Origin of the sequence: Ensifer sp. LC163 (assembly GCF_001695855.1) — a bacterium.
GTDB lineage: Bacteria > Pseudomonadota > Alphaproteobacteria > Rhizobiales > Rhizobiaceae > Ensifer.
In genome coordinates, this window is record NZ_MBSS01000001.1 from 450,530 (window position 1) to 464,601 (window position 14,072).

At 63.8% G+C, this 14,072-nt stretch carries 12 protein-coding genes; all 12 read right to left on the reverse strand.

Annotated features, from left to right (window positions below; translation table 11 throughout):
* Nucleotides 1-95 precede the first annotated feature (95 nt).
* The 12 genes from BC360_RS02210 to BC360_RS02265 all read right to left on the reverse strand — a co-directional run bounded on the left by BC360_RS02210 (nt 96) and on the right by BC360_RS02265 (nt 14,053).
* The gene (locus BC360_RS02210) at nt 96-1,034 is read right to left on the reverse strand and encodes a sugar phosphate isomerase/epimerase family protein (protein WP_065794069.1); all 939 of its coding nucleotides are present in this window, start codon (nt 1,032-1,034) and stop codon (nt 96-98) included.
* Nucleotides 1,035-1,048: 14 nt separating this feature from the next.
* Complete coding sequence (locus BC360_RS02215; RefSeq protein ID WP_065794070.1) at nt 1,049-1,888, reverse strand: TIGR01459 family HAD-type hydrolase; 840 nt, start codon at nt 1,886-1,888, stop codon at nt 1,049-1,051.
* A complete protein-coding gene (locus BC360_RS02220; protein WP_065794071.1) occupies nt 1,885-3,171 on the reverse strand; it encodes an FGGY-family carbohydrate kinase in 1,287 nt (428 codons plus the stop codon). The genes BC360_RS02215 and BC360_RS02220 overlap by 4 nt, the downstream gene beginning before the upstream one ends.
* Complete coding sequence (locus tag BC360_RS02225) at nt 3,168-4,220, reverse strand: class II aldolase/adducin family protein (RefSeq protein ID WP_065794072.1); 1,053 nt, start codon at nt 4,218-4,220, stop codon at nt 3,168-3,170. Before BC360_RS02225 ends, BC360_RS02220 begins: the two co-directional genes overlap by 4 nt.
* Before the next feature lie 12 nt (nt 4,221-4,232).
* The gene (locus BC360_RS02230; protein ID WP_065794073.1) at nt 4,233-5,765 is read right to left on the reverse strand and encodes a glycerol-3-phosphate dehydrogenase; all 1,533 of its coding nucleotides are present in this window, start codon (nt 5,763-5,765) and stop codon (nt 4,233-4,235) included.
* The gene (locus BC360_RS02235) at nt 5,765-6,802 is read right to left on the reverse strand and encodes a 2-hydroxyacid dehydrogenase (RefSeq protein ID WP_065794074.1); all 1,038 of its coding nucleotides are present in this window, start codon (nt 6,800-6,802) and stop codon (nt 5,765-5,767) included. Before BC360_RS02235 ends, BC360_RS02230 begins: the two co-directional genes overlap by 1 nt.
* Nucleotides 6,799-8,376 carry an FGGY-family carbohydrate kinase gene (locus BC360_RS02240; RefSeq protein ID WP_065794075.1) on the reverse strand — a complete coding sequence of 526 codons (1,578 nt, stop codon included), beginning with the start codon at nt 8,374-8,376 and terminating at the stop codon, nt 6,799-6,801. Before BC360_RS02240 ends, BC360_RS02235 begins: the two co-directional genes overlap by 4 nt.
* Nucleotides 8,376-9,500, reverse strand: a complete 1,125-nt coding sequence (locus BC360_RS02245; RefSeq protein WP_065794076.1) for an ABC transporter ATP-binding protein — start codon at nt 9,498-9,500, stop codon at nt 8,376-8,378. Before BC360_RS02245 ends, BC360_RS02240 begins: the two co-directional genes overlap by 1 nt.
* Nucleotides 9,497-10,615: an ABC transporter ATP-binding protein gene (locus BC360_RS02250; protein ID WP_065794077.1), complete on the reverse strand. Its 1,119-nt coding sequence runs from the start codon at nt 10,613-10,615 to the stop codon at nt 9,497-9,499. Before BC360_RS02250 ends, BC360_RS02245 begins: the two co-directional genes overlap by 4 nt.
* A 3-nt stretch (nt 10,616-10,618) precedes the next feature.
* A complete protein-coding gene (locus BC360_RS02255; RefSeq protein WP_065794078.1) occupies nt 10,619-11,476 on the reverse strand; it encodes a carbohydrate ABC transporter permease in 858 nt (285 codons plus the stop codon).
* A gap of 10 nt (nt 11,477-11,486) precedes the next feature.
* A complete protein-coding gene (locus BC360_RS02260) occupies nt 11,487-12,410 on the reverse strand; it encodes a carbohydrate ABC transporter permease (RefSeq protein WP_065794079.1) in 924 nt (307 codons plus the stop codon).
* Nucleotides 12,411-12,607: 197 nt separating this feature from the next.
* Nucleotides 12,608-14,053 (reverse strand): ABC transporter substrate-binding protein, encoded by a 1,446-nt coding sequence (locus BC360_RS02265; RefSeq protein WP_065794080.1) that lies wholly within the window; start codon nt 14,051-14,053, stop codon nt 12,608-12,610.
* Nucleotides 14,054-14,072: the final 19 nt, after the last annotated feature.

Consider the following 14,072-nt stretch of genomic DNA (forward strand, 5'->3'; position numbering starts at 1 on the left):
GCCTTGATCCGATGCCGCGAGAGCGCGGCATCACTCCTGGGAAGATAACACCTGAATGTTATATTTCAATGTTCAATGTGAGATTTTGTGATATTTTAGTGTGATTTTGATGGCCTGTTGAAGCCGGTATCGATGTAGGGCTCCCAGAATTCCACCGACTCTCGGATCATCTCGACGACGTTATGGTCGGTCGGCTCCCGCTCGCGGAAGGAAAGCTCCAGGCAGATCTCGTTGTCGGTGCCGCCGCCGGCCTTGACCGCACCGATCAGCTTCTCCGGCGTGATGCGGCCGTCCCGGTTGTAGGTGGCGGTAAACGGCCAGTGCCCACCCTTGTTCATTGATGACTGCTTGATGTGGATGATCGGCGAGCGCTCAGGAAACGCCCCTGCCCAGGCATAGGGGTCGATGTCGGCGGGATTATCGGACGTGACGTCCCCATGATCGATATCGACCATCATCTTCATCGGGATCGGCAGCTCCGCTTCGGCGAGCCGCCGGTCGAGCGAGCGGCACTCGACGATCGTGTGGCCGAATTCGCGCCCGACCGACATCGGCTCCCAGAACACATAGGAAAGACCGGCAGCCTTGCCGTGTTCCGCCACTTCGCGCCAGCAGTCGATGGCGATCTTCATCAAGTCCTCGCGCCGGGCCGGATCGTCATAATCCCTCAGCGTGAAGATCGCGAACTGCGTGCCCATGCCGGATGCGCCGAGCTCGGCCGAGATATCGGCGAAGGTCTTGAACCAGTCGACATAGTAGCGCCGCACATCCGGGTCCGGATGGCCGAAATGATTGAGCCTGCCATAGGGGCCTGTCATCCCCGAGGTGATCTTGACGCCGGTGCGGCCGAGCGCTGCCCTGAATTGACGGATGGTCTTGGAGATCGTTGCCGCCGGCCAGCCCGGATTGACGAACTCGTGCGTCAGTTGCACGTAGCCGATGCGGATCTCTTCGCCGATCGTCTCGATCAGATCGTCAGGCTCGGCAAAACGATTGACCAGCGGATTGGTGTTGAGCGACAGCGTGAAAGCCAAGGCGGTACTCCTGACTACCAGAGAAATTTCGGGAGGATGAAATCGGGTGTGGCGCCATGCTCGGCAAAGAGCTTTCGGCGCTCCTCGTCGGAGGCGTGCTCCAGAATGCCCGTGGTCACCAGCACCGAAGCGAGGCCGGCGCTCGCCGCCCCGGCGATATCGTGCTCGACGCTGTCGCCGATCGCGCAGACGCGAGAGGGGTCGGGATGACCGAGGAAGTCGAGGGCGAAATCGTAGATGTCGGCAAAGGGTTTGCCGATCCAGCGCACCGTCCCGCCGAGTTCCTCGTAAAGTTCAGCGATCCGTCCGGCTCCAAACGCCGTTCCGGTCTTCGTCAGCATCACCTTGTCAGGATTGGTGCAAAGGCACGGCACGCCGCGCCGCGCCGCCGGTGCCAGCAACGCCTCGTAGTGCGACAACGACAGCACATCGCCTTCGCTCGCCGCCAGGAGCACGAAGTCCGCATCCGCACCGTTTTCGGTGCGCTCGAGGCCGAGCCCGGTGAGCGGCGATAGATCGCCGTCGCGGCTGATCAGCAGGCATTTGCTCAGGCGTCCGCTTGCCTGCGCGCCTTCCGTCTTCAGGATCTGCCAGGCAACTTCGCCCGAGGTCAGGAACCAGTCCCAGCTGCCGGCGACGAAGCCGAGATCGACGAGGCGGCGGTCGTTTTCCGCCGAGCGCTTGCCGGAATTCGAAAGAATGATGACGCGCTTGCCCTGATCCTTCAGCCGCACCAGCGTTTCGGCGGCACCGGGATAGGGTCCGCGACCGTCGCGCAGCACGCCGAACTGGTCGATCAGGAAGGCATCGTAGCGATCAGCGATATCGGCAAGGCCGGAGATGACGGTACTCATAGCACACCTGCCTGTCTTGCGCCGGCAAGCGCCAGTCGCGCCGTTCCGGCTGCTGCCTCTTCGGAACGTACCGTCAGGAACGGCACGCCGAGCTTGCGCGCGCGGATTGCCGACCACGCCGCATTTCTGGCGCCGCCACCGACGGTGCGGATGGAGCCGAGCTTGGGGCCGCCCAGCGACGTCAGCCTGTGATAGGCGAGGCTTTCGACGCCGGCGATGCCTTCGAATATCGCCTTGAGAAACACCGCATCATCCTGTGGTCGCGGCGTCAGGCGCGGCTGGAAATTCGGATCGGCGATGGGAAAACGCTCGCCCGGCTTCGTCAGCGGGTAATAGTCGAGCCCGGTAGCAACAGCCGGATCGATGCCGGCGGAAAGCGTGTCGATGCGCTCGGCGGAAAAATACTCGGCCAGAACCACGCCGCCCGTATTCGACGCGCCGCCGGCCAGCCACATGTCGCCGATGCGATGGCTGTAAAGGCCGTATTCCGGCGCAAACAGCGGCCGGTCGGAAAGCAATTTTACAGTGAGCGTGGTGCCGAGTGCGCTGACGCCGTCACCCGGGCGGTCGGCACCTGTCGCCAGAAATGAGGCGCAGCCATCGGTCGTGCCGGCAACCACGACCACGTCGCGCGAAAGGCCGAAGGCTTCGGCAGCCACCGGCGAGATCGTCGCGACCGGCACGCCGGCCGGCAACACGTCCGGCAACAGGTCGACGCGCACGCCGGTCTTTTCGATCCACTCCGGCCAGCATCGCGCCACCGGGTCGTAGCCGGTCTTCAGGGCGTTGTTCTCGTCGGAAACGTCGTAGAGCCCGGTAAAGTGCCCGGCGAGCCAATCGGCCTGGTGGATGACACGGAAGACACCCGGAACCGCCTGGAACACAAGCACCTTGGCAAGGCCGGAGGTCGCGCCGTGGGCAGCACTTTCCGTCGGCGCATGGGCGGCAATCGCCTCCAGGATCGCGCCATCGGAAACCGGATCGTTGTACATCATCGGCGCGGCAAGCGGCGCGCCATCGACTGCCACCGGCAGCATCGTGCCGGAGGTGCCGTCGATGCTGATGGCCCGTATCCGCTGACGATCGATTGCCTTGAGCACGCCGCCAAGCGCCGCCCGCACCGCCTTCCACCAGCCGACCGGATCGCGGTGGTCATCGGAAAAAGCTGAGAGCTTGGTCGCGCCGGATGCGACGATCGTACCGTCGGCCGCCATCGCCACGGCACGCGCACCCGACGTGCCGATGTCGATGCCGATGACCAGGGCGTGCTGATTTCCGCTCATTGCAGCGCCTGCCCTGCCCGGTTGAGCTGCTGGCGATATTTCTCCGCGTCCCAGCCGAGCAGTTCCGCGTTCTCGGCGTCGCTCAGATAGCGGAGCCGAGCCGTCGCCGGGATGCGGGCCGTGACGTCGGCAAGGCAGCGCGCCATGGCGAGCGCGCCTGCAGAAATGGTCTTCTCGACCAGCACTCCCTTGCCGGGAAAGAGCAGCAGCGGCGGCAGGCTTTCGCTCGGTTCCGTCCTGGCGGTCTCGATCGAAACGGCGGTCTCGCCCGGCGCGGCGATGACGGAACCCTTGCCGAGGAAGATGACATGGTCGGGATAGAGGCTGCCGCCGGCGGCAATCCGGCAGCTTTCAAGATCGGTTGCAACGGCATGCAGCCGCACATCGTCGGGCAGGCAATAGGCACTGTCGACCGCAAGGCGCGACAGTGCTGCCAGATCGGTGGCGGGTGCCTGGCGGCGCTGCGCCGTCAACCGGCGCGAGACGTCGGTCAGGAGCATCGCCGCATCGGCGACGGTCTCGGCCGCCACCGCAAGACCGTGATTGCCGAGGATCAGCACCGAGGTATTCTCCTGCAACCGCTCGGCAATCGCCTTGGCAAGCGGCAGGCCCGGCCGCGCATACGGCACGAACACATGCGGGATGCCGGCCAGGCGTTCGGCGGTGATGGCAGCGCCGTTCGTCTGCACCGCGGTCGCGATGGTTTCGACGCAATGGACATGGATCACCACCTTCTGCGGCATCAACGCATGCACCGTCGTCTCGATCGACGGGCGCAGGCCGGAAGGGTTCATCTCGGAAATGACGAAATGCTGCGCCTTTTCCGTCGCGGGATCATTGCGCTCCAGCGCTTCGAGCAACGGGTCGAGCGCCACCGGCACCATGACGTCGCGCTTTCGGGCATGAGCAAGCCAGAGGCCGGAAGCCTTGATCCAGAGCGTGCCGACCTCCTTGATCGACGTGTTTCCGCCCGCCCCCTGCACCAGTAAGGGATCGGCGCCGACACGCGCCGAGATATCGAGCAAGGCCTCGAATTCCAGACTGCGCATTCCTGCTCTCCTTCAGGCCGCCACTTGCTGGCGTTCCAGCCAGCCGGTGAAAGCCAGCCTTTCGGCCGGCGTCATGTGCAGGCCGTGTTTCGTCCGCCGCTCCAAGAGGTCGTCTGCCGTCGCAGCCCACTCGTTGTCGATCAGGAAGCGCGCCTCGCGCTCGCGAAACAGCGGGCTGAAGACGGTGCCTAGGTCGTCGAGCGACCTGGCATTGCCGATCAGGTCATGCGCGCGCGTGCCGTAGAGCCGCGCGTAATGCTTGGCGAGGTCTGCCGTCAGCCAACGATAGCGCGCCCTGAGATCGCCAAGGAACTGCTCGAAATCGGCATTGGCCATGTCGCCTCCCGGCAGATGCGCCCTGGCGGTCCAGGCTTGACCCATCCGAGGGAAGAACGGCTTCAGCCGTTCCAGCGCATGCTCCGACAGCTTGCGGAAGGTGGTGATCTTGCCGCCGAAGACGGAGAGAAGCGGCGCCTGGCCGTTCGCCGCATCGACCTCGAAGATATAGTCGCGGGTGACCGCCGACGGGTTCTCGGCATTGTCGTCGTAGAGTGGGCGCACGCCGGAGAAGGAATGGACGATATCGTCTTCGGTGAGTTGCTGCTTGAAGTAGCGGTTCACCGATTTCAGCAGATAGGCGACCTCGTTGCCATCGGCCGACACGTCCTCGGGACGTCCCTCGTAGGGGATATCCGTCGTGCCGATCAGCGCCAGATCGTTCTGATAGGGGTTGATGAAGATCACCCGCTTGTCCGGGTTCTGCACGAGATAGGCCTGCCGCCCCTCCCAGAATTTCGGCACGACGATATGGCTGCCCTTGACCAGACGCACGCTGCGGCTGGAATTGAGCCCGGCGACCCGGCCGATGATGTCGTTGACCCATGGCCCGGCGGTGTTAACGACGCAGCGCGCCTTGACCTCGGATTTCACGCCGGTGCGCAGATCCGTCATCTCCACCTGCCAGAGGCCGTCGACGCGGCGCATCGCGTTGCAGGCGGTGCGCGTCAAGACCCGCGCGCCCTTCTTCTGGGCATCGAGTGCATTGAGCACGACAAGCCGGGCGTCATCCACCCAACAGTCGGAATATTCGAAGGCCTTGCGATAGTCCCGCTTGATTGGCGCGCCCTCGGGCGCGGTTCTCAGATCGAGACTGCGTGTGCCCGGCAGACGCTTGCGGCCGCCGAGGTGGTCGTAGAGGAAGAGCCCGAGCCGGACGAGCCAGGCGGGCCTGTCGGCCGGATTGTGCGGCAGGACGAAGCGCATCGGCCAGATGATGTGCGGGGCGGATGAGAGCAGCACCTCGCGCTCGATCAGCGCCTCGCGCACCAGCCGGAACTCGTAATATTCGAGATAGCGCAACCCGCCATGCACCAGCTTTCCCGAGCGCGAGCTCGTGCCCTGCGCCAGATCGTCCTTCTCGCACAAGAGGACCGAGAGCCCGCGCCCGGCGGCATCGCGCGCAATCCCGGCGCCGTTGACGCCGCCGCCGACGACGAAAAGATCATATATTCCGGTCTCGGAACCCACGTTCTTGCCTCCTGTCATCAGCACGGATTGACCGGCGGCAGGCCGGCGATGTAGCGGCGCACCTCTTCGGCGGCCATCTCGGCGGCGTAGGTGACGGTGCGCACAGAAGCGCCGGCGATATGCGGCGTCAGCGTCACGTTCGCAAGCTGCAGCAGCGGCCAGTCCTCCGGCACCGGCTCGACAGAGAACGTCTCGAGCATAGCCGCCGAGACGTGGCCGCTCACCAGGTTTTCGTAGAGCGCCTCGTAGTCGCAGAGCGGCCCGCGCGCTGTGTTGACGAAGATCGCGCCGGGCTTCATCTTCGCGAAGGTCTCGGCATTCATCATGTTCCTGGTTTCCTCGGTGACGCGCGGATGCAGCGTCACCAGATCGGAGCGCGACAGGAGATCGTCGAGCGACACATGCTCGACGCCCGCATTCAGATCATCGGCGGAGAGCTGCACATAGGGGTCGTGCACCAGAACCTTGGTGCCGAAGGCCCTGAGCAGCCGCACCACCTTGGTGCCGATATTGCCGTAACCGATGACGCCGACGGTCATTTCCGAAAGCTCGCGGCCGGTCCGGTCGGCGCGGTAGAGGTCGCCGCGCCACTCGCCCTTGCGCAACGCCTCATGGCCGGTGCGGATCAGCCGCGTCTCGGCAAGGATCGCGCCCAGCGTGAATTCGGCAACGGCGCTGGCATTGCGGCCGGGCGTGTTGACGACGCTGATGCCAGCGTCGCGCGCTGCGGACATGTCGATATTGACTGGACCGCCGCGCGAGACGGCGACGAGCTTCAGCCCGGGCAGCGACGTCAGCATGCCGCGCGACAGGGGCGCAAGCTGCGTCACCAGGATTTCCGCGTCGCCGATGAATTCGACGATATCGTCCGCCTTGCCCAGATATTCCTTCAGACCGTCCATGCCTTCGACGGTGTAACCGTGCTCCATCGGCACATCCGGCCAGGGCAGCTCGAGGGTGCGGATCTCATGGCCGTCGCCGCTTGCTTCGACGATCTTGTCGCGAAACACGTCCGGCAGCATGAACCGGTCGCCGATGATGGCTATCTTTTTCATTTCAGTTTTTCCTGTTGTGGTCCCGAAGCCGCATCCTCAGAGAGTGCGTGCCACACGGGTCGAAGCGCGATGCGCGACTGCTGGTAGGAGGGGAAGAGGCCGTCGTAGCGGCGCGCAAGCGCCTCGTCGGCAGGTTCGGCGGCGCGCTGATGCGGCGACACCCAGTCGCTGACGCATGCGGCCATCGACGGGTAGATGCCGAGCGACACGGCCGCGATCATGGCAGCGCCCGCCGCGCCCGCCTCCTCCCGCTCGCTGGTCTGGACGCTGGCGCCGAGCGCGCCCCCGAGAATGCGCCGAAGCGAGGCGCTGCGCGCCGCACCGCCGGTCAGCCGGATGCGGCCCGGAAGCGGCCCCATCTCGGCGTAGCAATCGCGTGCCGCCATGGCGAGCCCGTCGAAGACCGCCTTCACCATGTCGCCGAAGCCGTGGGTGATCGAAAGCCCGACGAAGGAGGCGCGCGCCGATGCATCAACGAAAGGCCCGCGCTCGCCCGCATCCGAGATGTAGGGCTGGAACAGCAACGAAGTATCCTTGGCTTCGGCCAGCCAGCCGTCGACATGGGACAGAAGTTCGCCCTTGGTCTTCTCGACGCCCATGCCCTTCAGCAGGTCGCCGGCAACCGACAGGATCCAGTCGATGTTCAGCGTTGCCGCCATGTTCGACTGCATCTGCGCATAGGTGCCCGCGATCGGCATGCACATGGTGTAGCCGGTGAGATCGCGGTTGAGCCGCACGTCGTCGGCGCTCTCGGCAAGCCGCATGTGCATGCCGGTCGAGCCGATGATCGAGCAGCCGGTGTCGGTGCCCGGATCGTAGAGCCCGGCGCCAAGTGCGGTGCAGACGACGTCGACATAACCGAGCACCACCGGCGTCCCCTGGGGAAGGCCGGTGACGGCCGCCGCATCCACTGAAAGCAAATGATGCGACGTTGCCCCGTCGACGATCTCCGGCAGGAAATGCTTGAGCTTCTGAAGGCCGAGAAAGCGGATGACGTCGTCGTTGTAGCTGCGGGTGCGGAAATTGCCGAAGGTGAAGTTGGCTTCGGACGGATCGGTCGCGCGCATCTGCGTCAGCTTGAAATAGAGCCAATCCTTGCAGTGAAACGTGGTTGCGACGCCGGACAGCATTTCCGGCGCGTTGTCGCTCATCCAGCGCAATTGCGCGCCCTGCTGGCAGGCGGCAAGCCCGGAGCCGGTGCTGGCGAACCGTTCGACATCACCGCTGTCGCCCCGCAGGCGCTCGACCGTATCGCCGGCGCGCGCGTCGAGCCAGAGCCAGCCTTTACCGATAGGTTCGCCCGCCTTGTCGATCATCCAGGTGCCATCGCCCTGACCGGTCACCGCGATCGCGGCCACGCGCTGAGCGAGATTCTCGATCCTGCCCGAAAGCTCGGTCAGGGTGGTGACGGTATCGGCCCAGGTGCGGTTGAGGTCCTGCACGCTGCCGGTCCTGCCGACGGCCTCATAGGCGTTCGGCACCGCGGCAATCGCGATCTGCCGCCCGCTGAGGTCGAAGACCACCGACTTGATGACCGACGTTCCCGCATCGATACCGATGAGGATGTCCCGCATCAGGCAAGCTCCTCGCCGTGGCTGATCGCCTTGCCGCTGTAGCCATCGAACACGTGCAGGCTCGACGGGTCGAGATGAATGCCGATCGGCTGGCCGACGGCAAGCTCCGTGCGGTCATGCTCGACCAGCACCATGGTGCCGCCGGCGAAATCCGCCGCGATATGGGTCTGGTCGCCGAGCCACTGGTTGACGGCCACCCGGCCGGCAACGCCGTCGGCGCTTCGGCGCACGGAATAAGGCCGGATGCCGAGCACCACCTTCTGCCGCTTCATCAGCGCATCGCGCACGGCATGGGAGAAGTCCGACGCCGGATATTCCAGCCTGACGCCGTCCTTGAGGCCGAAGGCGACCTTGGCTTCCGAACCGGTGACGCTCGCCTCGAACACGTTCATCGGCGGCTCGCCGACGAAGGTGCCGGTGAAGAGGTTGGCCGGACGCTCCTTGATCTTCTGCGGCGTGTCGAACTGCTGCAGCACGCCGCCTTCCATGACGGCGATGCGGTCGGCTAGCGCATTCGCCTCGGTCTGGTCGTGGGTGACGAGGATCGCCGTCAGCCCGCGTTCCTTGATGTAGTGCTTGATGCGGCCGCGCAGCACGGCGCGCAGCTGCGGCTCGAGTTGGCCCATCGGCTCGTCGAGCAGGTGCAGGTTGGCGTCGCGGATCAGCGCCCGCCCGAGCGAGGCGCGCTGCTGCTGGCCGCCGGAGATCGAGCTCGGATAACGGCCGAGAATGTCCTCGATCTCGAGCAGCTTGGCAATACTCGCTACCTTCTCGTCGACGACGCTTTGCGACAGCTTGGAAGCCTTGAGCGCAAAGGCGATGTTTTCGCGCACCGTCAGCGGCGGATAGAGCGAATAGCCCTCGAACGCCATGGCGACGTTGCGGCGCACCGGAGCAAAGGTCTGGACCTCGCGCCCACTGAGCGAGATCGTGCCGCGCGACACCGCCTCGAAGCCGGCGACCATGCGCAGCGTCGAGGTCTTGCCGCAGCCGGACGAACCCAAAAGCGCGATGATCTCGCCCTTCCTGACATCCATGTTGAGCTTCTTGACGGCGTGAACGCCGTAGTCGATCGGACCGTAGAACTTGTCGACGTCCTTGATCAAAAGAGCGGTGTCGTTCATGCCGCTTCTCCATTGCGCTTGGATGCGATGTCGGCGCGCGGCAGAAGCCGGCCGCTCGCCTTGTCGAAGAGGAAGGCCTGGGCGCCGTTGACGGCGATATGGGCGGGCCCTGCCGCGGGCCCTGGCGTTCCGGCCGGACGCGACACGAGGATTTCGCGACCGCGCGCCGTCATCGCCAGCGTCACGGTCTTCTCGTTGAGCGGCGTCTCCGCCTCGACCGTCACTGGGATAGCACCCGGCGCCGACGCATCGACAAAGACGATGGTTTCAGGGCGAAGACCGAGAACGCAGGATTTGCCCGAAGCGTCGCCGTCATAATCGGCAAGCCGCACCCTGACATTGGAGAGCTCGACGAAGACGCCGTCGCCGCTCTTCTGCGGCACCACGTCCAGAAGATTGATCGTCGGATCGCCGAAAAGGCGCGCAATCTCGATATCGGCGGGCGCGTTGTAGATCTCCTGCGGCGTGCCGATCTGGCGGATACGCCCCTGCGACATCACGGCGATCCGGTCGCCAAGCGCCATCGCTTCCTTGTAGTCCTGGGTGACGTAGACGACGGTCGCACCCTCAGCTGCCAAAAGCCGCGGCAGCTCCAGCCGCATCTCGAAGCGCAGCTTCGCGTCGACATTACGCAAGGGATCGTCGAGCAAGAGCAGCGGCGGCGAGCCGACCAGCGCGCGGGCCAATGCCGTGCGCTGCTTCTGGCCGTTGGAAAGCGCCTTCGGGTGGTGGCTCAGCACATGGTCGATCTTGAGGAGCTTCGCCACCTTGTGCACGCCCGCGGCAATCGCATCCTTCGACGACCTCGTCGCCGTCAGCGGGCTGGCGATATTGTCGAAGGCGCTCATGTGGGGGAAGAGCGCGAAGTTCTGGAAGGCCATGCCGACGCCGCGATGTTCGGCATCGACATCGGTCATGTCCTCGCCGCCGATCAGCACCCTGCCCTCATCAGGCTCGATGACGCCGGCGACGAGACGCAGCAGCACCGTCTTGCCCGCGCCGGACGGGCCAAAGAGCACCAGGCGTTCGCCATCGGCGACATCGAGCGACAGGTCGTCGAGAACCGTCTGGCTCTTGTAGCGCTTGACGATGTTTTTCAGTTGCAGCGTGGTCATGTCTTACCCTTTCACCGCGCCAAGCGACAGGCCTTCGACGAGGTAGCGCTGAGCGTAGAGTGCGAGCGCCAGCGTCGGCGTGACCGAGAGAACGATGGCCGAGGCAATCTGCCCGTATTGGATGCCCGAGGAGGTGACGAAGGCAAGCGCGCCGACCGTCACCGGCTGCTTGTCGGCCGAGGCCAGCACCAGCGCGAAGACGAAATTGTTCCAGGCGAAGATGAAGGCAAGCAGGCCGGCGGCAGCAATGCCGGGGCCGGCAAGCGGCAGGGCGATCTTGCGGAAGGTGGCAAACCAGGAATGGCCGGCAATGCGATAGGCATATTCGACGTCGGCGGAGATGTCCTCGAAATAGCCGCGCACGATCCACAGGATCAGCGGCAGGCAGATGAGCTGGTAGACCCAGATCAGGCCGAAATACGTGTTGGAAAGGCCGAGCCACTGGAAATACTGGGTTAGCGGCAGCAGCACCAGCAGCGGCGGCGCAAAACGGAAGGAGAGCAGCGTGAACGCGATGTCCTCCGAGCCCTTGAATTTATGCCGAGCAAAGGCGTAAGCCGCGGGAACCCCGAGCACCAGCGCCACCGCAACGGAAGCGACCGACAGGAAGATCGAGTTGCCGAGGTTGCGCATGAAGGCGATATCGAGCGTGCCGGCCGCCGTCTGCAGCTTGCCCGTGATCAGCGCCGCATAGTTCGACAGCGTCGGTGAAAACACGATCGACGGCGGAATGGTCAGGATCGTCTCGTTCGTCTGGAACGACATCAGGAAGATCCAGAAGATCGGGAACATGAAGAAGACAACGACGAGCGTCAGGGCGACAGCGCGCAGGAGCCGTTCGATGGGAGACGTGGTTTCCATTTGAACCTCCTTACGCTTCGCCGCGGGCGCGTTCGCGCAGGCGCAGCCAGTTCTTGATGAAGACGTTGGAGAGCGTGTAGGTGATCGCCCACAGGATGATCAGAAGCGCTGCCGAACGGCCGACATTGGTCGACTGGAAGAAGTTGAGATAGGCCTCGACCTGGAAGACGGTCAGCGTGTTGCCGGGCCCCCCTTGCGTCATCGCATAGATGATGTCGAACTGCTGGATGCTATCGAGCAGACGGAACAGCGTTGCCGTCAGAATGTAGGGCGTGAGCATCGGCAGGGTGATGCGGAAGAACACGAAGCTCCTCGGCACGCCATCGAGTGCCGCCGCCTCGAATGGCTGGGTTGGCAGCGACCTGAGGCCGGCCAGGAGCAGGATCATGATGAAGGGCGTATAGACCCAGATATCGACGAGAATGACGGTCAAGAGCGCGGTGTCCGGCGACGACGCCCAGCGGAAATCGTTGAGGCCGATCAGGCTGGCAAGATAGCTCAGAATGCCGAAGCTCGGATTGGTCATCAGCTTCCACATCAAGGCGGCGAGCGCCGGCGCGATCATCAGCGGCAGAAGCAGCATGATCGAGATGAAGTTGTTGATGGTGGAGCGGCGCTGCAACAGCAGCGCGATGCCGAGGCCGAGCAGCAGTTCCAGCGCCACGGTGATGCCGGCATAAAGCAGCGACACCTTCAGGGTGTTCCAAAAGGCCGGGTCGGTGACGAAGTTCAGGTAGTTTTCGCCCCAGTTGAACTGGCGCGCCCAGGGCTGGCTCAGCCGGTAGCGCTGGAACGAATAGATCACCGCCGTGAAGAAGGGGATGAGAATGCCGATGCAGACGAGCAACGCCGGCAGGCTCAGCACGTAGGGAAGCATCTTCCTGCTGATCCTGAAACCTGACGCCGGTTTGCGGAGGGTTGCTGTTGAAGCCATGTCGAGCTCCGTTCTCTAAAGTCTTGAAGAAAGCACGCGGCACGCGAGGTCGAGCCCCGCGCCAGTCCATCGGCATCTCAGGTTGGTATTGGCGGCTTTGAGCCGATCTCGCGGGATGCCCGGCGCTAGAGCGTCCTTTGTGCGTCCATTTGAACGCACGGCGCTCTAGTTGCGCCGGGCATCGCTTGGGAGGCGTATCAGCCGAGACCAGCTTCCTTCAGCTGGCGATCGATGCTTTCGACGAGCTGGTCGAGACCTTCATCGACCGGCACCTGCTTGGCGACCATCTTCTGCAGTGTCGCCGCCCACTCGGTGGTGACGTCGAAGAACAGCGGCTGGGCGGTGAAATGGATCTTCGCGCCCGGGGCGGAAACGTCGTGCATCTCCACATAGCCCGGATAGCTCTTGTTCAGTCGCTCGCGGAATATTTCGTCCTTCCAGACCGAGGCGCGGACAGGGTTGACGAAGTCCATCTTCGTTGCGCCGAAGATCGCATGTTCGAGACCCGTGGCCCACTGCAGGAAGTACCAGGTCGCGTCCTTGTCCTTGGCGAAATTGGACATGGCAAGCGACCAGATCCAGATGTTCGGCGTCGGCGCAGACGCCGCAGGATTGGCGGTGAACGGCGCGTATGCCAGCTTGCCGGCCATCTTGTTGTCGCCACCGTTCATGAAATAGCCGAGAATGTCGGCGTCGTAGATCATGGCGGAAGCGCCGGCACCGAGGTCGGTGCCGACCTGGTACCAAGTATAGGTCGACCAGTCCTTCGGACCGCTTTCCTGGATCATCTGCACCCATTTGGTGTGGAAGGCCTTGGATTCGGCCGTATTCATCGCCGCGGAAAGCTTGCCATCAGCCGAAACATTCAGGTCCTTCTGGCCAAAATTGGCATAACCCGAAAGGAAGCCCGGATGGATCGTCGCCCAGGAGCGCGAACCACGCACCCCGACGCCGTAGACACCGCCGCCGACATCCTTGGTTAGCTTCGCCGCGGTGGTCGCGAGTTCGTCGAGGTTTTTCGGGACGCTGACGCCCACTTTGTCGAGCATTTCCTGGTTGAACGAGAGATTGTTCTGTTCATAGCCCCACGGAATGCACCATTGCTTGGCGTCTTCCGAACCGAGCGCCCCGCCCGGCTGGCCGTTCCAGGCGCAGGAGTTCTTCACACCGGCGAGGAAATCGTCCCAATTGTAGTTGGGGTTGGTCTTGGTCGGATCCTTGATCCATTCGTTGAGATCGGCGATCCAGCCGGCCGGACCATAGGTCCAGGTCATATAGGCGCCGGTCATGAAGGCGTCGTATTCGGACGACCCCGAGGAAAGCGCTGCCGTCACCTTGTCGAAATAGACGTCTTCCGGAAACACGTCGTAGGTGACTTCGATACCGGTCAGATCCTTGAAGGCCTGAAGGTTGGCAATCATCGCGTCGGCATAAGGATGCTTGTTCAACAAGAGCTTCAGCGACTTGCCGGAATGCGCCTTCCAGTCGAAGTCGGCGGCCAGCGCCTGGCTCGACATCATGTTGAAGAGCGTCCCGGCCGAGCCGGCGGCAATGCCTGCAGCACCGAGACCCTTAAGCATGCCGCGACGATCTACCTCTCCGCGCAGAAACGCGCCGATGAGGTCTTTCTCCTTCTCGTACATAAGTCTTCTCCTCCGTTGC